The sequence below is a fragment of the Pseudomonas sp. LB1P83 genome, from assembly GCF_054897885.1.
Window position 1 is genome coordinate 3965567 of sequence record NZ_CM142709.1, and the last position, 23862, is coordinate 3989428.

Below are 23862 nucleotides of genomic sequence, written 5' to 3' on the forward strand. Positions count from 1 at the left end.
CTGCTCGGCAGCTGCTACAAAAGCGTTAGCTCACGCACCTGACCGAAACGACAATAAAAATCCGGATTTTGTCGATTTTTCATGGAATTGAAATAATTGGTACGCGATGTGCAAACGTTTGCTAGTCGCCAATACCGACGTTTTCTCGACATAACCGCGCAAGCCCGAAGAATCGGGCTTTTGATTCGCACGAAAAGGGACTTTTAATGCACCGCACGTCCAGCCGCGTGACTTGCTCGCGCACTGTTGCTGTTTCCTTGCTGCTGGCCAGCGTTACAGGATTACTCAGCAGCACCGTTTTAGCGCAATCGGCCCCCGCCGAAGAATCCGCCCAGGGCGAAACCCTCAGCCCCGAAGCCAGCCCGCCGAAAAAAGGCGCGTACCTGTCGGACTGGTTCAACCAGGACCTGACCGTCATCGGCAGCAAAGACATCAGTTTTGGCCCGCAACCGGCCGACGATATTTACCTGGAATACGAGTACTTCGGGCGCAAGGGGCCGTTCGAGCTGTACGGCTACATCGACATTCCGAAGATCTTCGACATCGGCAACAGTCATGACAAAGGCGTGTGGGACCACGGCTCTCCCGTGTTCATGGAACACGAACCACGGATCTCCATCGACTATCTGGCCGGACGCAGCCTGGCCATCGGGCCGTTCAAAGAGTGGTACGTGGCGTTCGACTGGATCTACGACCACGGCAGCAACAGCGCCAACCGCGCCAATACGCTGTACAGCGGCCTGGGCACCGACATTGACACCCACTCGCGAGTCAACTTGTCGGCAAACTTCTACGGCCGTTATCAGTGGGAAAACTACGGCGCCAGCAACGAGTATTCGTGGGACGGATACCGTGCCCAGCTCAAATACATCGTGCCGATCAGCAGCTTCCAGAACGGCGCATCACTGACCTACATCGGCTTCACCAACTTCGATTTCGGCTCGGACCTGCACAAGGAGAACCCGGCCCGCACCGCCAACGCCACCGTCGCCACCAACGTGTTGCTGTACTCGTTCACCCACTTGCGTTTCACATTGGTCGGCCGTTACTTCCACAACGGCGGCAACTGGGAGGATGGCAGCGAGTTGAATTTCGGCGACGGCAACTTCCGCGCCCGTTCCAATGGCTGGGGTTACTACGCCGGCATCGGTTATCAGTTTTAAAGCATGTTTGAACCTGGAGGTTTTATGAATGCATTGACGCGTATTTCCCTAACCTGCTTCGCCCTGCTCTCTTCCACTGCCTGGGCGAGTGAAGCGCCGATCCAGCCAAAAGTGATGTTGATCACCATGTTCGCCCCCGAGGCACAGAACTGGATCGATCGCCTGGAACTCAAGCAGGAAGTTCGAGTGCCGGGCCTGTCCGCCGAGTACCCGACCATTCGCTGCAACACGGCGCAGGTGTGCCTGATGGTCACCGGCATGGGCCAGACCAACGCCGCGGCTTCGACACTGGCCCTGGCCCTGTCGCCAACATTCGACCTGCGTAGAAGCTATTTCCTGATCGCCGGGATCGCCGCGTGGGCGCACTACCTTGTGGAATTCGGCACCCAGTGGGAACTGGATTCGCGAGACGCGCCGAAAGATTGGCCGACCGGGTACATCGGCATCAACACCAAAGGGCCGAACGAAAAGCCGCCGCTGGATTACAAGACCGAAGTCTTCGAGCTCAATCCGAAGTTGCAGGCCAAGGCTTTTGCCCTGACTCGCAACGTTGAACTGAGCGAGAGCAAGGAATCGGCGGCGTGGCGCAAGAAGTACCCGTCGGCCCCGGCCAATCAGCCGCCGGTGGTGACCCAGTGCGATACGCTGGCGGGCAACACCTGGTTTTCCGGGACGCGATTAAGTGAGCGTGCGGAGGTCTGGACCAAGCTGCTGACCGACGACAAAGGCGAGTACTGCACGACGCAACAGGAAGACAACTCCACCTACGAAGCCCTGCTGCGGGCGAGTCGCGAGGGGTTGGTGGATGTGCAGCGTCTGGCGGTGGTTCGCGCGGGCTCCGATTTTGATCGACCGGCACCGGGCCAGAGCGAAGTGGATAACCTGCTCAAGTATGCGGATCAGGGCGGGTTTGTGCCGGCGCTGGAGAACCTGTACCGGACGGGGAATCCATTGGTGCAGGAGATTTTGAAGAACTGGTCGGCGTGGGAGAACGGTGTTCCCGAGGCTTGAGTCCGGCTTGAGGACGCCTTCGCGGGCAAGCCTCGCTCCTACAGGTTAAGCGCAATCCCTGTAGGAGCGAGGCTTGCCCGCGAAGAGGCCAGAACATCCAACATCAATATTGATTACGGCAACAAAATCACCTTGTCACCAGCCCCCTGATTCACCTCCGCATACCGCTCCAACCCGTCTGCCAACGGCGATTCAAACAACCCTTCCGGCAACGGCAACAACCCCTGATCAAAGAACTTGCCGAACTGATCAAGCATCGCCGCACACGCCTGGACGCCATACAACAACGAATTGATCCCCACCACCGAGCCACCCTTGCGATACAACGCCAGCGCCGGCAATTGCACCATGCCGTCTACCGGTGCAGCGATGATCGCGATGCGACCGAACGTCGCCAGCGCCGGGACCGAGGCCGGTAGCCAGAAGCCGGTGGTGTCGAAGATCACGTCGGCGCCGCCGGCATACACGGCATTCACCTGCGCACCCAAGTCGTCCGGTTTATCCAGTTGCAGCGTCTGATACCCCTGCGCCTGCAAATCCTTGACCTGCTCGGGCCGCCGCGCCGCCGCCAGTACTTGAGCGCCACGCACCTTGGCCAACGCCAACGCGGCACTGCCGACCGCCCCGCCGCCGATCACCAACAGCCGCGTTCCGGCCGTCACCAGGCTGCGCTCCAGCGCGTCCCACGCCGTGGTGTACGGCACACCGAGGCTGGCGGCCTGGGCGAAACTCAGATGGGTGGGTTTGAGCGCCACACCATTGGCCGGCAGTTTGACGAACTGCGCGTGGGAACCGTCGGCAAAGAAACCCAATTCACGGCCGGTGCCCCAGACCTCCTGACCGATCAACGCTTGCGGCCCTCCAACTACCACACCCGCGAAATCCCGACCGGGAATCCGCGGCAATGTGGTGTAGGGAAAACGCCCCAGCACGTTCTTCACATCGCTGGGATTAAGTCCCGCCGCCTTGATCTGGACCAGCACTTCATCGGCGCCGGGAACGGGGGTCGGAACATCGACATAGCGCAAGGCCGAAAGGTCGCCGGTCTTGTCGAATTGCAGTGCTTTCATGGGAGTTTCCATCGCATCAAGGAAGGGGTTTCAGGAGACCCAGCCAGCCACCAGTTGCCGGCCCATGGGCCACAACTTTTCGCCGGCGAGCATGCCCAGCAGGCCCACCAGGGCAATGGCCGGTGGTGCGGGAGAACGAAAATCCAGTGCGCCGTAGAGCAAGCCGACGCCCAGACCGATGACCAGCGAGATGAGGTAGCTCATGGCAGACTCCGTGGGCAATTAGGTATGCCTGAAGTCTAGAGAGCGGTGGCGAAGGGCATCGGCCAAGTGCTTCTGAATATCGGCCAAGGCGCTGATGCACGATGCAATGCGAGCTGTGTAGCAGCTGGCGAAGCCTGCGTTCGGCTGCGCAGCAGTCGTGAAATCAGACAACGCGGTCCATCAGGAACACCGTGCAAGCAGGTTTTACGACTGCTTCGCAGCCGAACGCAGGCTTCGCCAGCTGCTACAAGTCTGCGTTATGGCTGGACAGGGTGTTGGCTCGCGCAAAACTGCGAAGGCGCGACACCCAGTTCCCGGCGGAACATGTCGCTGAAGCTGCTCGGCGAATAGCCCAGTTCCCGGGCAATCGTGCTGACCGGCACACCCTGAATCAACTCCGCCGCCGCAGTCGCCAGTTGCACCTGCCGCCGCCATTCGGCGAAGCCCATGCCCAAGCCGTCCTTGAACAGCCGCGCCAGGGTGCGCACGCTGGCACCGGCGTTTTCCGCGTGTTGCTCGAAGGGAATGTCCAGCGAGGGCGCGGCCATGACCGCCTGACACAGGTTCATCAGGCGTCGGTCGGAATCATCCGGCAACGGGATTTTCAACAGCGAACGCCGGGCTCGCCTAAGCTCCAACAGCGCCAGGCTGACCAACGCGTCGTAATACTCGGGCGCCCCATCGTCGCCCTGCTCCACCAGCCCGACGATCAGCTCACGCAGCAGCCCGCCGACTTCGATCACCTGGACGCTGTCATCCAGGGTGGCCGCCAATGAGGGCCGCAGGTAGATGTTGCGCATCTGCAGGTCCGAGACCACACGAATGCCGTGCAGCACGCCCGGCGGCAGCCACACCGCCCGTTGCGGCGGCACCACCAGCGCCTCATGGGGCGTTTCAACCCACATGACCCCGCTCATCGCGTACAGCAATTGGCCCCAGACATGTTCGTGCGGCTCGACGTACATGCCGCGCGGGTACGTACGCGCCAGTGGTTGCACGGGCACATCGGTGTCACTCAGGTCTGGAGGGGCGGCAAGGGCCATGGGCAATGATCATTGGGGTTTTCAGGTATTGCATGGTAACGGCGCACGGGCCTTGTCGCCACTGGCGGCCGCCGTCTGACAATCGGAATGAATTTTCCGTAACCCCGACGATCCTTGTATTACCACAGGGAGGAATACGGGCTTTATGAACAACGCAAAACTTTTCGTCATTGAATACACCCTTCATGGCGCGCCAAAGTCTTTCATTATCCGCCTGGACAAAATGGACAACGCGGAGGCTTGGCACTGGGCCAGTTGTGATGCGGGGGTCGGACGAATCCCTCGCTTTGGCCGAGAGAAGGTGCAAAAAACCAGCAAGCCGCTGGCGGAAAAATTCGGTATCGAAAACGTGACCTGGCGGCCGGCGGGCTGAGGATTCAAGGGGGGACCAGACATTAAAAGTGGAGCCCGAGTGGCTCCACTTTATTGATGAACTACTTGGCATGCGCGCACTTGCAGCCCTTGCCCGCACACTCTTCGCCATTTTCGTGGTGCTTGGCGCACGCTTCGCAGCAATAGTGTTTGCCGTGGCGCGCTATCGGGTGTTCGCCGAGTTTGCAGGAGCATTTGGGGCATTCGCATTTACTTTCACTGTCGATCATGAGTCTGACTCCATGGGTGTGGTCGTCGCGTGCGACAAAATTCGCACCTCACTCACCAGTGTAGGACCCCTTGTAGCAGCTGCCGAGCTAGCGAGGCTGCGTCCGGCTGCGAAGCAGTCGTAAAATCAAGCACCGCGGTGTTTCAGGCAAACCGCGTGCACAGGATTTGCGAGGACTTTGTCCTCGGACGCAGCCTCGCGCTGCTCGGCAGCTGCTACAAGGGCGAGTCAGGGACTCGTTACTCGCTCCGTGTGCTGCTGCGATACATGAACAGCAATGCCAGCGCCAGGCACACCATCGCCAGCATCCGGCTGCTCGACAACTCGATCGCCGGGTTGCCCAGCCAGCCGAAGTTGTCGATCAACATCCCCATCCCCAACTGCCCGACGATCACGGCCACGGTCGCCACCGCCGTGCCGACCCGCGGCACCGCGCCGACCATGACCATCATGTAGACCACGCCGAACAAGGCGCCGCTGAGCTGCCATTTCGGCACATCCAGCAGGCTCACGGCATGGGCCGGTTCGAAAAACAGGATCAACAACCCGGTAACCACTGCGCCCACCGCGAAGGTCAGCAAACTGCTGCGCAACACCCCGACGGTTTCCCCCAGACGCCCATTGATCGCCGCCTGGACACTCAACACCGCGCCGGCAGCCACGACCATGGCCAACAAAATAATCAGATTCATCATCAACCCCGAGCAATCAGAACAAGTGCCGCGACAATCAGCAACAACGCCAGCCAACGCTCACCGTTGACCTTTTTGCGGGTAGCGCCGAACCAGCCGAAGTGGTCGATCAGCACGCTTTTGCCGACCTGCCCGGAGAGGATCGCGATCATCGTCATCGCGATCCCGATGTGCGGCGTGGCCAGGGTCAGCACCACCACGTAGATCGGCCCGAGAAAGCCACCGATCAACTGCCAGCGCGGCAAGGTGTTCAACGCCGGACCTTGTTGCTTGCCGCTGAACAACAGCAGTAAAAACAGAATCGCCGAGCCGACGCCGAAGATGCTCAACGTCGCCCATAGGTGCCCGACCTGAACCCCGAGCGGCCCGAGCAAACCGGCCTCCACGGAAAGACCCATGCCGGCGAGAATCACCAGTGGCAGCAGCAACAGCCGCAGTCCTGGTTTGGTCGCCGGCGCTGCAGCGATGTCGATTGAAGGAGATTGCATAAGGAAAACCTGCCATTTATCAGGTGAAACACGGCCCCCCCCGTAGGAGCGAAGCTTGCTCGCGAAGGCGGCGTGTCAGACGACGAAGATGTCGACTGGTACGACGCCTTCGCGAGCAAGCTTCGCTCCTACAGGGGACGTATGCCGCATTATCGGCTGGCGATCCTTTGCGATAAATGGGAGCATCCGGACAACACTTTTGCGTAATTCGCACAGCAGGATGGATCATGCACGGCCTCAACGAGCTGGGATTCAAGGCACTTCGGCTGTTTGTCGCGGTGCTCGACCATGGCAGTTTTTCCGAAGTCGCCCGCCGCGAGGGACTGGCGCCCTCTTCGATTTCCCGGCAAATCCAGTTGATGGAACAGGCCCTGAACCAGCAATTGCTTTACCGACACACGCGCGCCGTCACGCCCACCGAAGCGGGACGCATGCTCGGCCATCACGCGCGGCTGGTGCTGGTGCAACTGGAGGAAGCCGAGCAGGCCTTGCAGGAACAGCAAAGCGAACCCAGCGGGCTGGTCCGGATCAACGCGCCGGTGGTCTTCGGGCAACGGCATCTGACGCCGTGGCTTGGCCAGCTATGCGAGCGCTATCCGAAACTGCAACTGGATATCCAGCAAACCGACAGCTACGTCGACCCGTTGCAGGAAGGCGCCGACTTGCTGTTTCGCATCGGCCCGCTGCACGATTCGAGCATGCAGGCGCGAATTCTGGCGCCGCACCGGTTTCAGGTGGCCGCCAGCCCGGCCTACCTCAAACGCCATGGCACACCGCAACATCCCGAAGAGCTGGCGGTGCATCAATGCCTGGCTTACAAGGGTGTGACCGGGCAGCAGCGCTGGTTTTTCCGCAAGGACCCGCAGGACTGGACGCCCTATTCAGTCAAAGGGCCGATCACCGGCAACCACGCCGACACACTCACTCAAGCCGCCGAACAAGGCCTGGGGCTGGTGATGTTTCCGTCGTGGCTGATTGGGGAGGCGGTGCGCAACGGCACGCTGGTGCCGGTGCTTGGGGCGTATCAGGTGTCCAACAGCCTTGAGCCGCAACAGATTGCGGTGCTGTGGCCGGGTAGCCGACGGTTGTCGGTAAAGGTGCGGACGGTGATTGATTTCTTCGTCGAATGCTTTGGTGCGGTGCCTTACTGGGATAGACCGTAATACCTGTCAACACCGCAATCCTTGTAGGAGTGAGCCTGCTCGCGATAGCGGCGGTACAGGTTACATCTGTGTAATTGACAGACCGCTATCGCGAGCAGGCTCGCTCCTACAGGGTTTGCGGGGTGTCAGATTCGGAACTGTCCGACCAGTTTGCCCAGGCGCTGACCGAGGTCGGCGAGGCTGCGTGAGGTTTGCGCGCCGAGTTGGGTTTCGTCAGCAACGTTGTCCACCGCCACAGCGATTTGATGCACGCTGCGGTTGATCTCTTCGGCCACGGCTGTCTGCTCTTCAGCGGCGCTGGCGATTTGCGCGTTCATCGAGTTGATGGTGCCGATCAACTGGGCCATGGTGTCCAGCGATGCACCGGCCTCATTGGCCTGGGCCGACGTGCCATCGCCCGCCTCGCTGGAACGGCGCATCGCTTCCACCGCCGATTGGGTCCCGGCCTGCAAGCGGTCGATCATGCCCTGGATTTCCTGAGTACTGATCTGCGTGCGACTGGCCAACGCCCGCACTTCGTCAGCCACCACCGCAAAACCGCGACCCGCTTCACCGGCGCGCGCGGCTTCGATCGCGGCGTTCAGGGCCAACAGGTTGGTCTGTTCGGCAATCGAACGGATCACCCCCAGCACGCTGACAATCGACGACACGTCTTTTTGCAGGCTGTCGAGGGACACGCCGCTGCTGCGAATGTCGTCCACCAACGCATGAATCTTCACGATGCTGCCGGCCACCACACGCTTGGCGGCCTGGCCTTCTTCGTCGGTTTGCTGGGCTGCGACCGCCGCGTTTTGCGCACTTTTCGCCACTTCCTGAGCGGCCGCCGACATTTCGTTGATCGCCGTGGCGACCTGATCGGTCTCGTGACGCTGACGCTCCATGGCCTGATCCGAGCGCTGGGCCTGATCGGAAACCTGATTCACCAGGCCGGTCAATTGCGAAGTCATTTCGGTGATCTGGCGCACCAGGCTGTGGATCTTGTCGACGAAGCGGTTGAACGAGCCGGCCAGTTCGCCGAGTTCGTCCTGGCTGTTGATGGTCAGGCGACGGGTCAGGTCGCCCTCGCCCGCCGCGATGTCATCGAGGTTGGCTTTCATCAGGTTCAGAGGACGCAGAATGGTATTGGCCAGCAGCAGCCCGACCGCCGCAATCACCAGCAACATCACCACCGCGAGGCCGGCAATGGTCAGCACCACGCCTTCCATCCGCTCCTGCACCTTGGCCTCGACCAGCGCGACTTGCGCTTCGATACCGTCGAGGTTCACCGACGTACCGACCGCCATGTCCCACTTCGACAGGTATTCGGTGTAGCCCAGTTTCGGCACCAGCACTTGGGTATTGCCGGGCAGTGTCGAGCTGTATTGCAGGTAGTGGGTGCCGTCTTTGGCGACTTTCACCAGGTCGCGGTTGACGTAGACGCCGTTCGGGTCACGGTTGTCCTTGAAGCTCTGGCCCACGCCATCGGGACTGTTGGCCTTGAACAGGCGCACGGTGTTGGAGTCGTAGCCGAAGAAGTAGCCGTCCTTGCCGTAGGTGATGCTCGACAGCAGCTTGATCACCTGCGCCCGCGCCGCGTCATCGCCAGGGGCGGCCGCCTCGTAGAGCGGTTTGATCGTGGTCATGGCCACAGCGACGTAACTTTGCAGGGTGGCCTTTGCATCGCTGAGCAGGCGCTGGCGGGTTTCCTCGACTTCCTTGCGGGCCTGCTCCTGCAGAATGAACAGCGTGGTCAGGCTGATGACCAGCGCAAAGAGCAACACCGGGAGGACGGCAAGGGACAGGACTTTAGCCTTCAGGCTCATGCGCATGACGGTTCACTCTTTTGATTTTGTTGGCGTGGTTAAAGGCTTTAACGGCACGCCAGCTCAAAAGTTGAATCGCAGGACCAACGAGTCCCCTTGTGGGGGCGGCCTGTGGCGAGGGGATTTATCCCCGTTGGACTGCGAAGCGGCCCCAAAAATGGGACTGCTGCGCAGTCCAACGGGGATAAATCCCCTCACCACAAAGGCTCGCTCCCACAGGGGGAAATGGGTTACAGGACCATCGCGGCGACCCAGCCGAACGCCAGCAGCGGCAGGTTGTAGTGCAGGAAGGTCGGGACCACGGTGTCCCAGATGTGGTGGTGCTGGCCGTCGACGTTCAGGCCGGAGGTCGGGCCCAGTGTCGAATCCGAAGCCGGAGAACCGGCGTCACCCAGAGCGCCCGCCGTGCCGACGATGCACACGATCGCGATCGGGCTGAAACCCAGCTGCACGCACAACGGCACGAAAATCACCGCCAGAATCGGTACGGTGGAAAACGACGAGCCGATGCCCATGGTCACCAATAGGCCCACCAACAGCATCAACAACGCGCCAATGGCTTTGCTGTGGCCGATCCACGAGGCGGAGGTTTCCACCAGCGTTTGCACCTGCCCGGTGGCTTTGATCACTTCGCCGAACCCGGAAGCGGCGATCATGATGAAGCCGATCATCGCCATCATCTTCATGCCTTCGGTGAACAGGTCGTCGGTGTCGCGCCACTTCACAATGCCCGACACCGAGAAGATCAGGAAACCCGCCAGTGCACCAATGATCATCGAGTCCAGCAGCAGCTGAATGATGAACGCCGCCGCGATGGCCACGCCGGCGACCATCAGGCTGAGCGGGTTGTACTCCACGGCGACTTGTTCGACCTTCTCGATCTTTTCCAGGTCGTAGACGCGTTTCTTGCGGTAGCTGATAAACGCTGCCGCGAGGCCGACGACCATGCCCAACGCCGGAATGCCCATGGCATGGGTGACGTTGATGCCGCTGATGTCGACGCCGCTGCGGGCAACGTTGGCCAGCAGGATTTCATTCAAGAAAATGTTGCCGAAGCCCACTGGCAAGAACATGTACGGCGTGATCAGACCGAAGGTCATGACGCAGGCGATCAAGCGCCGATCCAGTTGCAGCTTGGTCAGCACATATAAAAGCGGCGGCACCAGCAGCGGAATAAAGGCGATATGTATCGGCAGTATGTTCTGCGAAGCGATGGCCACCACCCAGAGCAAACCGATCAGCAGCCACTTGACCTGACGGCCACCGCTGGCGTGTTGGCGATCAACCATCAGCAGCGCCTTATCCGCCAGCGCATGGGCCAGGCCGGACTTGGCAATCGCCACGGCGAACGCGCCGAGCAAGGCGTAAGACAACGCGACCGTCGCCCCGCCACCGAGGCCGCTATTAAACGCTTTCAGGGTGGCGTCGATGCCCAGGCCACCAGTCAAACCGCCGACCAGGGCGCCGACAATCAGCGCGATCACTACGTGCACGCGGGACAGGCTGAGAACCAGCATGACGCCGACCGCGGCAATTACAGCATTAATCATCGTTACCTCAGGGCAAGCGAAATGAGCTCAGCCGGCAGTCTGCGAAGAGCCGCCAGCGGATTGAAGAATGGGTTTTATTAGAGGGCGCGCACTGTGCCGCAGCATCAATGCCTTGTCAAAGCGAACTCGACCCTTGTAGCAGCTGCCGAAGGCTGCGTTCGGCTGCGCAGCAGTCGTGAAATCAGGCAATGCGGTCCGTCAGATACACCGTGCAGCCCGGGATTACGACTGCTACGCAGCCGAACGCAGCCTTCGGCAGCTGCTACAGATTTTGTGTGATGTCTTATTTGGGCGTACGGATAAAGAAAGCCAATTCGCAGCCGTTACAGTGCAAAGTCTCAGATAAATATCGAATAAGGACGTCTCTCCATGTCGCTCAGACAACTTTCCATCCAATGGAAAATCACCCTGCTGGCCGGGCTGTGCCTGGCGGGCATCGTGACCCTGCTGGTGGGTCTTTCGTTGTATCGCATGGAGCACAGCTCCGAGATGGTGAAAGCCTCAAGCATGGAGATGCTGACCGAAGCCGCTCAGGCCCGGATCGAATCCCAGGGTGAAAACCAGGCACTGGTGATTCGTCAGCAGTTCATGGACGCCTATCAATACGGCCACGGCTTTTCGCGTCAGGTGCTGTTCCTCCGCGATCAGGCGGAAAAGCGTTTTCTGGATGCCTTCGACCTGCGTGAGGACCTGACCCGTCAGGTCAAGTCGGCGCTGCAAGCCAACCCGGAGTTGCTTGGTCTGTCCCTGGTGTTCGAAGCCAACGCGCTGGACGGCAAGGACGATCTGTTCGCCGGCCAGGCTGAGCTGGGCAGCAATGACAAGGGCCGCTTTGCCCTGTACTGGTCGCAACCGACGCCAGGTAAAGTGACGTCGATGGCTCTGCCGGAAAGCGACATGGCCGACACCAGTGCCGGACCCAGCGGCGAACCGGCCAACGCCTGGTTCACCTGCCCGCGCACCACGCTAAAACCGTGCGTGATCGAACCATACTTCTATGTGATCGACGGCCAGAACGTGCTGATGACCAGCATCGTGTTCCCGCTGATGGTCAACGGCAAAGTCATCGCCTCGCTGTCGGTAGACATCAACCTCAACAGCCTGCAGGCCATGAGTCAGGGCGCGAGCAAAAAGCTCTATGACGGCCAGACCAGCGTCAGCATTATCAGTCCGGTCGGCTTGCTGGCCGGTTACAGCCCGGACGCCAGCAAACTCAGCCAGCGCCTCGACGCCGTCGACAAAACCAACGGTGCCGAGCTGATTCGCATGCTCGCGACCAGCAGCAAGACCGAAAGCCTGCACAGCAATCAGCAACTGAAAGTGCTGTCGCCGTTCCAGCCGATTCCCGGCGGAAAATCCTGGGGCGTGTTGCTCGACGTGCCGGAAAAAGTCCTGGTCGGCCCTGCCGAAGCTCTGAAAAACCAGCTCGATGACAGCAACAGAAGCGGCACTCTGGTTGAACTTGGCCTCGGCGTGCTGGCCGCGTTGATCGGTTTGCTGCTGGTGTGGCTGATGGCGCGCAGCGTGACCAAACCGATCCTCGGCGTGGCGCACATGCTCGAAGACATCGCCAGCGGCGAAGGTGACCTGACCCGGCGCCTGGCTTACGACAAGCAGGATGAACTGGGCCAGTTGGCCGGCTGGTTCAACCGTTTCCTCGATAAACTGCAACCGATCATCGCCGAAGTGAAACGCTCAGTGCAGGACGCCCGCAGCACGGCGGACCAATCCTCCGCCATCGCCACGCAGACCAGCGCCGGAATGGAGCAGCAATACCGTCAGGTCGATCAGGTCGCCACCGCGTCACACGAAATGAGCGCCACCGCCCAGGACGTCGCCCGCAGTGCCGCGCAAGCCGCCCAGGCCGCGAAAGATGCCGACCAGGCAACTCGCCGGGGCCTGACCGTGATCGATCAAACCACCACCAGCATCGACAACCTCGCCGCCGACATGAGCGCGGCGATGGTGCAAGTCGAAGGCCTGGCGGCCAACAGCGAGAAAATCGGTTCGGTCCTGGAAGTGATTCGCGCCATCGCCGAGCAGACCAACCTGCTGGCGCTCAACGCCGCCATCGAAGCTGCCCGTGCCGGTGAGGCCGGACGTGGGTTTGCCGTGGTCGCCGATGAGGTGCGCAATCTGGCGCGACGCACGCAGGAGTCGGTGGAAGAAACCCGTCTGGTAATCGAGCAATTGCAGAGTGGCACACAGGAGGTGGTCGGTTCGATGAGCAACAGCCATCGCCAGGCGCAGGGCAGCGTCGAACAGGTGGGCCAAGCGGTGACGGCACTGCGCCAGATTGGCGAGGCGGTGACGGTGATCAGCGACATGAACCTGCAGATTGCGTCCGCAGCTGAAGAGCAGAGCGCGGTGGCCGAGGAGATCAACAGCAACGTGGCGACGATTCGGGATGTGACGGAGTCGCTGTCGGGGCAGGCGAATGAATCGGCGCGGGTGAGTCAGTCGCTCAATAGCCTGGCGAATCAGCAGCAGAGTTTGATGGATCAGTTTCGCGTGTGACCCGAAACTGAAAATCCACTAGAAATCCAATGTAGGAGTGAGCCTGCTCGCGATAGCGGTCTGTCAGCAACAGAGATGTCGACTGATACACCGCTATCGCGAGCAGGCTCGCTCCTACAGGGGTACTCAGCGTTTGGGGAGTTTGATGACGACTTTCAGGCCGCCCCACTCGCTCTCTTCCAACCTCATCACCCCGCCCCACGTGTCGACAATGTCGCGCACAATCCCCAGCCCCAACCCGTGCCCGTCGGTCTGTTCATCAAGCCGCGTGCCCCGGTTCAGCACCTGATCACGCTGCGCCTCGGGAATTCCCGGCCCATCATCTTCCACGCTCAACTCAAACCCTTCAGCCGTCTCGACCACGCTTAATCGCACCTCGGCATCCGCCCATTTGCAGGCGTTATCCAAGAGATTGCCCAGCAATTCCAGCAAATCCTCGCGATCCCACGGCAGCTGCAAACCCGAGGGTGCGCGATAACTCAGGTTCAGGTGTTCGCCGTGAATCATGTTCAACGTTGCCAGCAGCCCCGGCAGTTCAGCATCGCAATCAAACAAAGCGCCCGGCAGTGCATCGCCGGACAACCGGGCGCGGTTGAGTTCGCGATTGAGTCGCTGCTGAACCTGTTCCAGTTGCGCCTTGAGGAGCTTGCGCAACTCGGGATGAGCGTCGAGCTTCTCGCTTGAAGCCACGCTCAGCAGCACCGCCAATGGCGTTTTCAGCGCATGCCCAAGGTTGCCCAAGGCATTGCGTGAACGCTTGAGGCTGTCCTCGGTGTGAGCGAGCAAATGGTTGATCTGCGCCACCAGCGGCTCCAGCTCCACCGGCACCTGATCATCGAGTTGCGAGCGCTGGCCCTGCTGCAACTGAGCGATTTGCTCACGGGCCTTTTCCAGTGGACGCAAGGCGCGGCGCACGGTGAGCCGTTGCAGCAGCAGAATCAGCAGCAACCCCGCCAGCCCGAGGCCCAGACCGAGCTGTTGCATGCGCCGGAAGCTCTCGCGCACCGGCGTGTAGTCCTGCGCCACGCTGATCGAAATCGATTGCCCGAGCCGCCGATAATCCGAACGCAACACCAGCAATTGCTGGCCTTCAGGCCCCAGTTGCAGGTTGCTGTGCAACCCGGGATGGTCGAGTGGCGGCAGTTCCTGATCCCACAACGAGCGGGAGCGCCAATGTTTGTCGGCAAAATCGATACGAAAGTAATGCCCGGAAAACGGCCGTTGATAGGCCGGCGACAGATGCCGTTCATCCAGTTGCAGCCCCTGCGGTCCGCGCACCAGCGCCACCAGCAGGTTTTCACTGTCGTTGCGCAAACCGTCTTCGAGGTAGCGTTGCAACCCCATTTCGAACAACCACAGACTGGTTTGCGCCAGCACCAGGCCGACGACCACCATTACGCTGATCAGCCCCAGACTCAAGCGGCGCTGAATCGACCTCACTGCGCTTGCCCGCCGAACAGGTAACCCTGGCCGCGACGGGTTTCGATCACGCTGCGCCCGAGCTTGCGCCGCAGGTGGTTGACGTGAACTTCGAGCACGTTGGAGTCGCGCTCGGTCTCACCGTCGTAGAGGTGTTCGGCGAGGTGGCTTTTGGAAAGGATCTGTTCGGGATGCAGCATGAAATAGCGCAGCAGGCGGAATTCAGCGGCGGTCAGCTGGATGTCGGCGCCGTCGCGCATCACGCACTGACGGCCTTCATCGAGGTGCAGCCCTGCCGCCTTGAGCGTCGGCTGGTTGGCTTGGCCGTGGGAGCGACGCAACAACGCCTGAACCCGCAGGTGCAGCTCTTCGGGGTGGAACGGTTTGGTCAGGTAATCGTCGGCGCCGGCCTTAAGGCCTTCGATGCGTTCGGCCCAGGAACCGCGCGCCGTGAGGATCAGCACCGGCGTCGCCAGACCACCGGCCCGCCATTGCGCCAGCACCTCAAGCCCCGGCAACCCCGGCAGGCCGAGGTCGAGGATGATCAGGTCATACGGTTCGCTGCTGCCCTGATACACCGCGTCGCGGCCATCGGCCAGCCAGTCCACGGCATAGCCCTGCCGGTTGAGGCCGGCCATCAATTCGTCGGCCAGCGGCACGTGGTCTTCCACCAGAAGCAAACGCATCGATCAATCTTCCTTGTCTTTCAGTAACTGGCCAGTGGCGGCGTCGAGGTCCAATTCACGGACCACACCTTCAGCGGTCAGCAACTCGACTTCATAAATGTAGACGTCGTGTTTTTCTTCAAGCTCGGCCTCCAGCAATTTGGACCCGGGATACAGGTCCAGCGCCTTTTGCAGCAGCTGCTCCAGCGGCAGGATCACGCCTTGCTGGCGCAAGCGCAGGGCTTCATCCTGATCCAGGTCGCGGGCCATGACGACCGAACAAAACGCCAGAAGCACCAGCGCCATGCGTGAAAACGAAAACACCTTCATTACGTATCCTGATGATCCTTGAGAACCTGCCCGCTGACAGCGTCTAATTCCAGATCCCACTCAATGCCTTGTGGGTCGCGCAGCTCAACCTGGTAAATGTACTTGCCGTACTCTTCTTCCAGCTCGGTTTCGGTGATATCGGAACCGGGGTGTTTGGCCAGAGCGGTGGCGTTGAGCTTCTCGAAAGACACAATGGTACCAGCGTCGCGCAGCCGCAGGGCTTCATCGGGGCCCAAGTCACGAGCGTGGGCGAGGCTGGCGGTCATGGCGATGATGGACGCGGTGAACAGGGCAGTCAGGATTTTCATGGGGTGTCTCCGTGTTTTTTATGTGTTGCGTACGGGGGGCACCTTAGCGAGCTGAACTTAACTGAAACTGAATTGCCATCATCAGGAGTGGCACCTCGATATCACAAACCTGCACAAAACCTGTAGGAGTGAGCCTGCTCGCGATAGCGGTGTATCAGGGATAAAGAAGTCGACTGACCCACCGCTATCGCGAGCAGGCTCACTCCTACAGTGGATTTGTGGCGTTGCCTGACCTGTTTATAATCCCCCGCTTGCCAGACATCGAGACCGGTATGACCGCCATCCACATCAAGTTCCCTTCCCTGACCCTCAAGGCCGGCCCCCGTGCCTTTGCGCGCATCCGTGAAAATGGCTTGAGCGCCGCTGATGTCGGCACGCTGCCGGGTGCCGCCGGGGGGCCGAAAGCCTTGGGGATTCAAGGTCTGGACCTGGCGTTGTTTGGCGAATGGCTGCCGGCCGCGCCTCGCGAACGCGCGCTGATCGGTGCCTCGGTGGGCTCCTGGCGCTTCGCCAGCGCCTGCCTGCCGGATGCCGCTGAAGGCATCCGCCGCCTCGGTCACCTCTACACCGAGCAGCATTTCGCCAAGGGCGTGACCATGGCGCAGATCAGCCAGAGCTCCCGGCGCATGCTCGATGAACTGCTCGACGGTCGCGATGCGTCGATTCTGGACAATGCCCATTACCGCCTGAACATCATGGTGGTCAAAAGCCACGGCCTGCTCGCGGACGATCATCGCGGCCGCCTCGGGCTGGGCCTGTCGTCGGTGATTGCGGACAACCTGCGCGGTCGCGCGCGACTGTCGCGGCACTTCGAGCGACTGATCATCCACGACCCGCGCCAGGCTCCGCCGGTCAATGCACTCAACGATTTCCCATCGCGCTTCGTCGCGCTGAATGCCGGCAACCTGCGCCAGGCCCTGCTCGCTTCGGGCTCGATCCCGATGGTGATGGAAGGCGTGCGTGATCTGCCGGGTGCCGGCGCCGGGACGTTCCGCGATGGCGGCCTGCTCGACTATCACCTCGACCTGCCCTACAGCGGCAACGACATCGTGCTGTATCCGCACTTCACCGATCGGGTGATTCCCGGCTGGTTCGACAAGACCCTGCCGTGGCGCCGTGCCTGCCCTGCGCGGTTGCGGGACGTTCTGCTGCTGGCGCCGTCGAAGGACTATCTGGCGCGCCTGCCCTACGGCAAGCTGCCGGACCGCAACGACTTCAAGCGGTTCATGGGCGATGCCCCGAGCCGGCAGAAATACTGGCGTGCGACGATGGACGAAAGCCGTCGCCTGGGTGACGAGTTCCTCGAACTGGTCGCCAATGGTCGCCTCGGCGAGCGCTTGCTGACCCTTTAGTCAGTGTTTTGCCCAGCGCTCTGGTAAACTCGCCGCCTGCCCACATCGCCGCGGCGATCGCCACCTGACAGAGCTGAAAATCACTGTGGAAATCTTCAAAGAGTTTACGTTCGAATCCGCCCACCGCCTGCCTCACGTACCGGAAGGCCACAAGTGCGGCCGCCTGCACGGTCACTCGTTCAAAGTGGCGATTCACTTGAGCGGCGACCTCGATCCGCACACCGGCTGGATCCGCGACTTCTCGGAAATCAAGGCGATCTTCAAGCCGCTCTACGAGCGCCTTGACCACAACTACCTGAACGACATTCCCGGCCTGGAAAACCCGACCAGCGAAGTGCTGGCCAAGTTTATCTGGAAAGAATTGAAGCCCCTGCTGCCGGAGCTGAGCGCGATCCGTATCCACGAGACGTGCACCAGCGGTTGCATCTATCACGGCGAGTAATCCGCTCTAAAAGACAACGCAAGCCCCCTGTAGGAGCGAGCCTGCTCGCGATAGCGGTGTGTCAGTCGCCATATGCCTGACTGATACACCGCTATCGCGAGCAGGCTCACTCCTACAATAGGGATGCGTTTCGTCAGTGATACAAAAAACAGCCTTCATTGGCTGTTTTTTTATGCCTATGCTTTTTGGCTCGAACACGCCAAGAGGACATCCCCATGAGGACTGACTGGCCGCTGGCTCAGACCTATCGCTTCAACGGACACTCCGTTCGCTACGCCGTCCGGGGCGACGGCCCGCCGTTGGTGTTTGTGCACGGCACGCCCTTTTCCTCTTACGTGTGGCACCGCATCGCTGCGCACTTCATCGCCACCCACCGGGTGCATTACTTCGACCTGCTGGGCTATGGGCAATCCGAGAAAATCGCCGGCGACGTATCGCTGGGGGTGCAGAACGAGCTGTTGGCGAACTTGCTCGATCACTGGGGCCTGGAGCGGCCGGACGTGGTGGCTCACGACTTCGGCGGCGCCACCGCGCTGCGCGCGCACCTGCTCAACGGCAAGGATTACCGCAGCCTGACGCTGATTGATCCGGTGGCGCTGACGCCGTGGGGTTCGCCGTTCGTGCAGCACGTACGCCAGCACGAAGCGGCGTTCAGCGGACTGCCCGATTACATTCAACGAGCGATCGTGCCGGCCTACATTCGCGGCGCGATCAAGCGCGACATCCCCGATGAAGAACTCGACCCGTATGTGCAACCGTGGCTGGGCGATCCCGGGCAAGCGGCGTTCTATCGGCAGATCGCGCAGATGGATGAGCGTTATACCCGCGAGGTCGAAGGGCTGTACCCGACGGTGCGTTGCCCGGTGCAGATTCTGTGGGGCGAGGATGATCAGTGGATTCCCATCGAGCGTGGACGGGCGCTGCATCAGATGATTGCCGGGTCGCAGTTTCACCCCGTCCCCAATGCCGGGCATCTGGTTCAGGAAGATGCGCCAGAAGCCATCGTCGCGGCGCTGCTCAGGTTTTTGCCCCTGATCCAATCCCCCTGAAGAAAACGAATCCCCATGTGGGAGTGAGCCTGCTCGCGATAGCGGCCTGACATTCAACATCGTTGTTGACTGGCCCGGCCTCATCGCGAGCAGGCTCGCTCCTACATGGATTCCATGTTCCTGCAGATGCACTGCTTTCGTGCCGACCACCCTCCTAACGCCCGCGCTCGTCTATACATAACTAAGCCATCCCCGCTTGGCACGACCACTGCAACCCCTTACCGCGTCCCCCATTCAGCAAGGAACGCCACATGACGCAAAATGATCCCGGTAACGACTACCCCCTCAGCGAAGTGCCGATGCATGCCCGCAAGGGCCTCGCCTCCACGGCCATGGTGCTGCTGGGTTTCACCTTCTTCACGGCCACCATGTTCGCCGGCGGCAAGCTCGGCGTGGCGTTCAGTTTTGGCGAGATGATGGCGGTGATTATCGTCGGCAATCTGCTGCTGGGGATCTATGCCGCAGGACTGGGTTACATCGCTTTCAAAAGCGGCCTGAATTCGGTATTGATGGGGCGTTTTTGCTTCGGTGAGGTCGGCAGCAAGCTCAGCGACTTGATCCTCGGTTTCACCCAGATTGGCTGGTACGCCTGGGGCACGGCCACGGCCGCGGTGGTGCTGGGCAAGTATTTCGAATTGAGCGAGGGGGCCGTTCTGGGCCTGATGGTGCTGTTCGGCCTGGCCTTTTGCGCAACCGCCTATATCGGGTATCGCGGGCTGGAAATCCTCTCGTACATTGCGGTGCCGGCGATGATGGTATTGCTGATGCTGTCGATGTGGGTCGCCACGGTGAAAGTCGGCGGAATCGATGGACTGCTCGCGGTGGTCCCGACCGGAGCGCTGGACTGGTCCACCGCAATTACCCTGGTATTCGGCACCTTCGTCAGCGGCGCCACCCAGGCGACCAACTGGACGCGCTTCTCCCGTTCCGCCCGAGTCGCGGTGCTGGCGAGCCTGATCGGCTTTTTCATCGGCAATGGCCTGATGGTGATGATCGGCGCCTACGGGGCCATCGCCTACCAGCAACCGGATGTGGTCGAAGTGCTGCTGTTGCAAGGTTTCGCCATGGCCGCGATGGCCATGTTGCTGCTCAATATCTGGAGCACCCAGGACAACACCATCTACAACTTTGCCGTCGCCGGCTGCAACCTGTTGCGCACCGGTCGTCGCAAAACCGTGACCCTGGCCGGCGCGGTCATTGGCACATTGCTCGCACTGCTGGGCATGTACGACATGCTGGTGCCTTATCTGATCCTGCTGGGCACGGTCATTCCGCCGATCGGCGGAGTCATCATGGCGGATTTTTTCTTCCGCTATCGTGGTCAATATCCTCGTCTGGCCGATGCTCGATTGCCGGCGTTCAACTGGCCCGGTTTGACCGCCTATGCCGTCGGCACCGTCGCCGCGTTCAGCTCGCACTGGATCGCGCCACTGGTAGGGATTGCCGCTGCCGCGCTAACGTATGTGCTATTGACCCGCTTACTGGGTGCCCGTGCCGCTGAAGCTCCATTACAAGATCTATAAAAGGATTCGCCTGATGCACATCATCAACGCCCGCCTGCGCAACCAAGAAGGCCTGCATGAATTGCACCTGGAAAACGGCCTGATCCGCACCATCGCTCGTCAGACCGAAGCCCCGACCCTGGGCCCCGACGACCTCGACGCCGGCGGTAATCTGGTGGTGCCGCCCTTCGTCGAACCACACATTCACCTCGACGCGACCCTTACCGCCGGCGAGCCGCGCTGGAACATGAGCGGCACGCTGTTCGAAGGGATCGAGTGCTGGGGCGAACGCAAGGTGACCATCACCGAAGAAGACACCAAGACCCGCGCCCAGAAAACCATCCAGACCCTCGCCGCCCACGGCATCCAGCATGTGCGCACCCATGTCGACGTTACCGATCCGCAACTGACCGCGCTCAAGGCGATGCTCGAAGTGCGCGAGGAAAGCCGTCACCTGATCGACATGCAAATCGTCGCGTTCCCGCAGGAAGGCATCGAGTCCTATCGCAATGGTCGAGAGCTGATGGAAGAAGCGATCAGCATGGGCGCCGATGTGGTCGGGGGTATTCCGCACTTCGAATACACCCGCGACCAGGGCGTCAGTTCGGTGAAGTTTCTGATGGACCTGGCCGAGCGCACCGGTTGCCTGGTGGATGTGCATTGCGACGAAACCGACGACCCGCATTCACGCTTTCTGGAAGTGCTGGCCGAAGAAGCCCGCAGCCGTGACATGGGTTCGCGGGTCACCGCCAGCCACACCACGGCCATGGGTTCTTATGACAACGCCTACTGCGCCAAACTCTTCCGTCTGCTCGGGCATTCAGGCATCAGCTTTGTCTCGTGCCCTACTGAAAGCATTCACCTGCAAGGGCGCTTCGACAATTTCCCGAAACGCCGCGGCGTGACCCGGGTGAATGAGTTGCTGGAAGCGGGGATGAACGTGTGTTTCGGCCAGGACTCGATCGTTGACCCGTGGTACCCGCTGGGTAACGGCAACATTCTGCGGGTGCTGGAAGCGGGGCTGCATATTTGTCACATGCTGGGTTACCGCAACCTGCAAAGTGCCCTGGACCTGGTCACGGATAACAGTGCCAAGGCCATGAACCTTGGAGACCGGTACGGGCTGGAGGCCGGGCGGCCGGCGAACTTGCTGATTCTGTCGGCGGACAGTGACTACGAGGTGATCCGCAGTCAGGGCTTGCCGCTGTATTCGGTTCGCGATGGCAAGGTGTTGATGAAGCGGACGATGCCGGTGGTGGAATTCAGTGGTGGTTTGAGCTGAGATTTTTGTTGAATTTGATGGCCTCTTCGCGGGCAAGCCTCGCTCCTACAGAGATTTGCGAACGGCACAGATCCTTGTGGGGACGGGCTTGCGTTTGACAGCTACTGCAAATGAAGCGACGAAAGGCGCAATCTCAAGTCCTAATTATTCGGCATCCATATTTCATTTGACCGGCGAGAGCTTAAGGAAAAAGTGATCAAGCCTTTGCGGCCCTGAACTTTCATCAACTAAAACTGCCAATAGCTGAATTTACGATATAAATATTCGAAACCGCTCTAAAAAACTGTCAGTTATTACAGGTAAAGCAAGTTTAGCGATCAACTAGAGTTTGGTTTCATTAATGAAATTGGATTTTGATCATGGACAGTGGAAAAGCGCAGGCAGAACTCAATAAAATTGGTTTAGGGAATCAAGTAGAAATCTGGGGTGGGTTTGACGGAGGCCCGACCCTTACTAATCGAATAGAAAAACTCCTTAGCTTCGATTCGATATCAGCGACTGTAGAGCGCCCAACAAGGAGGGTTCTGGAGGGGGAACAGGAAGGTGAAGTATTATATTATTCAGCTATATACTCCATTAAAAAACCGGAAACAACCAAACCACGTGAACCGTTTGGAGGCCTCATCAGAGGAAAACTATAAATCTACTCTCAACTTAGATTTCAACCTATTTAAGATAGTAAGTTAAAAAGTGCAATAGGCATAAGATTCAACGTTGTAGTCTTGTGCCTTGTTGTACTTTCAGGATAGGAAAAAATTTGGCAGGGCCAGCAGCGCAAATATATTGAAAGTATTCTGCCAGCTTTTAAGCATGCTCGGCATTATGACCTTCGAAAAACAAGCCAACTTCCACAGGGATTTGTGCACGACACAGACCCCTGTGGGAGCGGGCTTGCCCGCGATGACGGCCTTCAATTCAACCCATCAACCGAGCCATACCAAACAGCCTGACCCGACTCAATTCGCCCCCTAACTCCTCCAACAAAATCGGCGCCGTGCCGCCCGGCATGACCACTTTCACCTCACCCGCAGCCACCCAACCCACCCGCCATGCCGCACACGCCACCGCACTGGCACTTGTGCCCGACGACGCCGTCGGCCCTTCTCCACGCTCAAACACCCGCGCGACGACCCGTCCTTCGGATTCAAGCATCGCCCATTGCAAATTCACCCCCGCCGGACACGGCTGCCCTGCCCCGGCTGGCGCAGCGTAGGCGATACGCAATAAACCCTGCGCCAAGGGTGGTTCACGCATCTGCTCATTGCTCGGCAACGCCGCAGTATCCGTTAGCAGCGTCACGCAATGCGGGTTGCCGATGCGCACAAACTGGCTGCGGTTCCAGGCCGGATCAAGCGCCGACAACGGCTGCACATGGCTGACTCCGCGATCATCCAGCGTCACGCGCTCAACCTCGTGCGCGCCCACCGCTTGCGACCCGAAAGAAGGTTTGCCCAAATCCAGCCAGAACCCTTGCACGCCGTCGACCCCAGCGGGTTTCACCGAGGTTTCCACCGGCGTGTCCGCGTCGCGCTTGTCGTGATGAACCCGCAGCAGGCACGCCTGCTCCTTGGGCATCAATCCTTGCGCGCTGAGTGCCTGGGAAAAAATCGTCAGCCCATTGCCACTGCGCTCGGCCAGGGTGCCGTCGGTATTGACGATCAATAGATCAAAGGGTGGCGACGATTGAAACGGCCCCACCAACAACCCGTCGCAGCGATGGTCTTTGCTGCCGGTCGGTTGTGTACCGGGCGCCCAACTGCAGAACGCCTCGATGGCCGCCAACGCCCAGCACTCACGGATTTGCGCAGCATGGCTGGCCTGGTCTGGCAAATCGATACCGGCACTGCGCACGGCGTCGGGCGCCATAACCGCGTAGATATTGCCTCGAGCATCGTAGAACGGCGTCATGGATCGGTCCTGAAGTCAGCCTGAAAAGAGCCTGTACTGTAGGCGTCAAACTCCAGCGATGAAATACCGCTCCGGCGTCACGCACATCGATCCGCAAACGCCCGAGCATCGACGTACGGCCGCGACTCGGGACATTCTCCAGGCGTTGCCGGCGCTACGAGCCTTGGGCCTGTTCGAACTGATGCAGGTGCGACACCCGGTACTTGGGGCGTTGTGCGATCACGAGCAAGGCGGTCCTCTAGACATTGCGCTATAGATCGGTCACATCTTATTGCGAATACATCTACAACCCCTGTCATTT

The 23862-nt window shown here is 60.3% G+C and carries 25 protein-coding genes and 1 pseudogene; 12 read left to right on the forward strand and 14 right to left on the reverse strand.

The features are described from left to right. Positions 1 to 206: 206 nt before the first annotated feature. Both ACYZTY_RS18325 and ACYZTY_RS18330 read left to right on the forward strand, forming a co-directional pair. Positions 207 to 1163 carry a nucleoside-specific channel-forming protein Tsx gene (locus tag ACYZTY_RS18325; protein ID WP_461954894.1) on the forward strand — a complete coding sequence of 319 codons (957 nt, stop codon included), beginning with the start codon at positions 207 to 209 and terminating at the stop codon, positions 1161 to 1163. Positions 1164 to 1187: 24 nt separating this feature from the next. Then, entirely contained in the window at positions 1188 to 2174 is a 987-nt protein-coding gene (locus ACYZTY_RS18330) for a purine-nucleoside phosphorylase (RefSeq protein WP_461954895.1), read from the forward strand. A 113-nt stretch (positions 2175 to 2287) separates the two neighbouring features. Here the strand turns inward: ACYZTY_RS18330 and ACYZTY_RS18335 are convergent, their stop codons facing one another. From ACYZTY_RS18335 to ACYZTY_RS18345, 3 genes are all read right to left on the reverse strand, one after another. Next, on the reverse strand, positions 2288 to 3244 hold the full coding sequence (locus ACYZTY_RS18335) for a quinone oxidoreductase family protein (protein WP_461954896.1): 957 nt from the start codon (positions 3242 to 3244) through the stop codon (positions 2288 to 2290). A gap of 30 nt (positions 3245 to 3274) precedes the next feature. Beyond that, entirely contained in the window at positions 3275 to 3448 is a 174-nt protein-coding gene (locus tag ACYZTY_RS18340) for a DUF1427 family protein (protein WP_010458583.1), read from the reverse strand. Between the two features lie 257 nt (positions 3449 to 3705). Continuing rightward, positions 3706 to 4491 carry an AraC family transcriptional regulator gene (locus ACYZTY_RS18345; protein ID WP_461954897.1) on the reverse strand — a complete coding sequence of 262 codons (786 nt, stop codon included), beginning with the start codon at positions 4489 to 4491 and terminating at the stop codon, positions 3706 to 3708. 145 nt (positions 4492 to 4636) lie between these two features. Between ACYZTY_RS18345 and ACYZTY_RS18350 the strand changes: the two genes are divergently transcribed. Further along, positions 4637 to 4864: a DUF6555 family protein gene (locus ACYZTY_RS18350; protein ID WP_010458578.1), complete on the forward strand. Its 228-nt coding sequence runs from the start codon at positions 4637 to 4639 to the stop codon at positions 4862 to 4864. A 61-nt stretch (positions 4865 to 4925) separates the two neighbouring features. Here the strand turns inward: ACYZTY_RS18350 and ACYZTY_RS18355 are convergent, their stop codons facing one another. The 3 genes from ACYZTY_RS18355 to ACYZTY_RS18365 form a co-directional block, all read right to left on the reverse strand. Then, on the reverse strand, positions 4926 to 5093 hold the full coding sequence (locus tag ACYZTY_RS18355) for a metallothionein (RefSeq protein ID WP_461954898.1): 168 nt from the start codon (positions 5091 to 5093) through the stop codon (positions 4926 to 4928). Between the two features lie 238 nt (positions 5094 to 5331). Beyond that, positions 5332 to 5787 carry a DMT family transporter gene (locus tag ACYZTY_RS18360; protein ID WP_461954899.1) on the reverse strand — a complete coding sequence of 152 codons (456 nt, stop codon included), beginning with the start codon at positions 5785 to 5787 and terminating at the stop codon, positions 5332 to 5334. After that, on the reverse strand, positions 5787 to 6272 hold the full coding sequence (locus ACYZTY_RS18365; protein WP_461954900.1) for a DMT family transporter: 486 nt from the start codon (positions 6270 to 6272) through the stop codon (positions 5787 to 5789). Before ACYZTY_RS18365 ends, ACYZTY_RS18360 begins: the two co-directional genes overlap by 1 nt. Positions 6273 to 6499: 227 nt before the next feature. Between ACYZTY_RS18365 and ACYZTY_RS18370 the strand changes: the two genes are divergently transcribed. Next, on the forward strand, positions 6500 to 7435 hold the full coding sequence (locus ACYZTY_RS18370; protein WP_461954901.1) for a LysR family transcriptional regulator: 936 nt from the start codon (positions 6500 to 6502) through the stop codon (positions 7433 to 7435). 125 nt (positions 7436 to 7560) lie between these two features. Here ACYZTY_RS18370 and ACYZTY_RS18375 read toward each other — a convergent pair whose 3' ends face one another. The 3 genes and pseudogenes from ACYZTY_RS18375 to ACYZTY_RS18385 form a co-directional block, all read right to left on the reverse strand. Then, positions 7561 to 8382 (reverse strand): methyl-accepting chemotaxis protein, encoded by an 822-nt coding sequence (locus ACYZTY_RS18375; protein WP_461959350.1) that lies wholly within the window; start codon positions 8380 to 8382, stop codon positions 7561 to 7563. A gap of 84 nt (positions 8383 to 8466) precedes the next feature. Further along, a pseudogene (locus ACYZTY_RS18380) lies at positions 8467 to 9243 on the reverse strand (cache domain-containing protein); the annotation flags it as partial. 224 nt (positions 9244 to 9467) lie between these two features. Continuing rightward, positions 9468 to 10784: a Na+/H+ antiporter family protein gene (locus ACYZTY_RS18385; protein WP_461959351.1), complete on the reverse strand. Its 1317-nt coding sequence runs from the start codon at positions 10782 to 10784 to the stop codon at positions 9468 to 9470. A gap of 372 nt (positions 10785 to 11156) precedes the next feature. Between ACYZTY_RS18385 and ACYZTY_RS18390 the strand changes: the two genes are divergently transcribed. Beyond that, positions 11157 to 13304 (forward strand): methyl-accepting chemotaxis protein, encoded by a 2148-nt coding sequence (locus tag ACYZTY_RS18390; protein ID WP_461954902.1) that lies wholly within the window; start codon positions 11157 to 11159, stop codon positions 13302 to 13304. A 126-nt stretch (positions 13305 to 13430) separates the two neighbouring features. Here ACYZTY_RS18390 and ACYZTY_RS18395 read toward each other — a convergent pair whose 3' ends face one another. Genes ACYZTY_RS18395 through ACYZTY_RS18410 form a run of 4 tightly spaced genes read right to left on the reverse strand, consistent with a single transcriptional unit; the run spans position 13431 to position 16026 of the window. Continuing rightward, positions 13431 to 14744 (reverse strand): sensor histidine kinase, encoded by a 1314-nt coding sequence (locus tag ACYZTY_RS18395; protein ID WP_461954903.1) that lies wholly within the window; start codon positions 14742 to 14744, stop codon positions 13431 to 13433. Beyond that, entirely contained in the window at positions 14741 to 15409 is a 669-nt protein-coding gene (locus ACYZTY_RS18400) for a response regulator transcription factor (protein ID WP_461954904.1), read from the reverse strand. Before ACYZTY_RS18400 ends, ACYZTY_RS18395 begins: the two co-directional genes overlap by 4 nt. Positions 15410 to 15412: 3 nt before the next feature. Beyond that, a complete protein-coding gene (locus ACYZTY_RS18405; RefSeq protein ID WP_461954905.1) occupies positions 15413 to 15718 on the reverse strand; it encodes a PepSY domain-containing protein in 306 nt (101 codons plus the stop codon). Next, positions 15718 to 16026: a PepSY domain-containing protein gene (locus ACYZTY_RS18410; RefSeq protein WP_461954906.1), complete on the reverse strand. Its 309-nt coding sequence runs from the start codon at positions 16024 to 16026 to the stop codon at positions 15718 to 15720. The genes ACYZTY_RS18405 and ACYZTY_RS18410 overlap by 1 nt, the downstream gene beginning before the upstream one ends. 272 nt (positions 16027 to 16298) lie before the next feature. Here ACYZTY_RS18410 and ACYZTY_RS18415 point away from each other — a divergent pair, with 272 nt between their 5' ends. The 6 genes from ACYZTY_RS18415 (at position 16299) to ACYZTY_RS18440 (ending at position 22294) form a co-directional block, all read left to right on the forward strand. Next, a complete protein-coding gene (locus tag ACYZTY_RS18415) occupies positions 16299 to 17378 on the forward strand; it encodes a patatin-like phospholipase domain-containing protein (RefSeq protein WP_461954907.1) in 1080 nt (359 codons plus the stop codon). Between the two features lie 85 nt (positions 17379 to 17463). Next, positions 17464 to 17820, forward strand: a complete 357-nt coding sequence (queD, locus tag ACYZTY_RS18420) for a 6-carboxytetrahydropterin synthase QueD (RefSeq protein ID WP_008152165.1) — start codon at positions 17464 to 17466, stop codon at positions 17818 to 17820. A gap of 215 nt (positions 17821 to 18035) precedes the next feature. Beyond that, positions 18036 to 18869 carry an alpha/beta fold hydrolase gene (locus tag ACYZTY_RS18425; RefSeq protein ID WP_461954908.1) on the forward strand — a complete coding sequence of 278 codons (834 nt, stop codon included), beginning with the start codon at positions 18036 to 18038 and terminating at the stop codon, positions 18867 to 18869. Between the two features lie 251 nt (positions 18870 to 19120). Further along, a complete protein-coding gene (codB, locus tag ACYZTY_RS18430) occupies positions 19121 to 20392 on the forward strand; it encodes a cytosine permease (protein WP_461954909.1) in 1272 nt (423 codons plus the stop codon). A 13-nt stretch (positions 20393 to 20405) separates the two neighbouring features. Continuing rightward, entirely contained in the window at positions 20406 to 21653 is a 1248-nt protein-coding gene (codA, locus tag ACYZTY_RS18435) for a cytosine deaminase (RefSeq protein ID WP_461954910.1), read from the forward strand. Between the two features lie 359 nt (positions 21654 to 22012). Beyond that, positions 22013 to 22294, forward strand: coding sequence for a hypothetical protein (locus ACYZTY_RS18440; RefSeq protein ID WP_461954911.1), 282 nt, complete (start codon positions 22013 to 22015; stop codon positions 22292 to 22294). 274 nt (positions 22295 to 22568) lie between these two features. Here the strand turns inward: ACYZTY_RS18440 and ACYZTY_RS18445 are convergent, their stop codons facing one another. Further along, positions 22569 to 23561: a diaminopimelate epimerase gene (locus tag ACYZTY_RS18445; protein WP_461954912.1), complete on the reverse strand. Its 993-nt coding sequence runs from the start codon at positions 23559 to 23561 to the stop codon at positions 22569 to 22571. Positions 23562 to 23619: 58 nt separating this feature from the next. Here ACYZTY_RS18445 and ACYZTY_RS18450 point away from each other — a divergent pair, with 58 nt between their 5' ends. After that, positions 23620 to 23817 carry a hypothetical protein gene (locus ACYZTY_RS18450; protein WP_461954913.1) on the forward strand — a complete coding sequence of 66 codons (198 nt, stop codon included), beginning with the start codon at positions 23620 to 23622 and terminating at the stop codon, positions 23815 to 23817. Positions 23818 to 23862 lie beyond the last annotated feature (45 nt).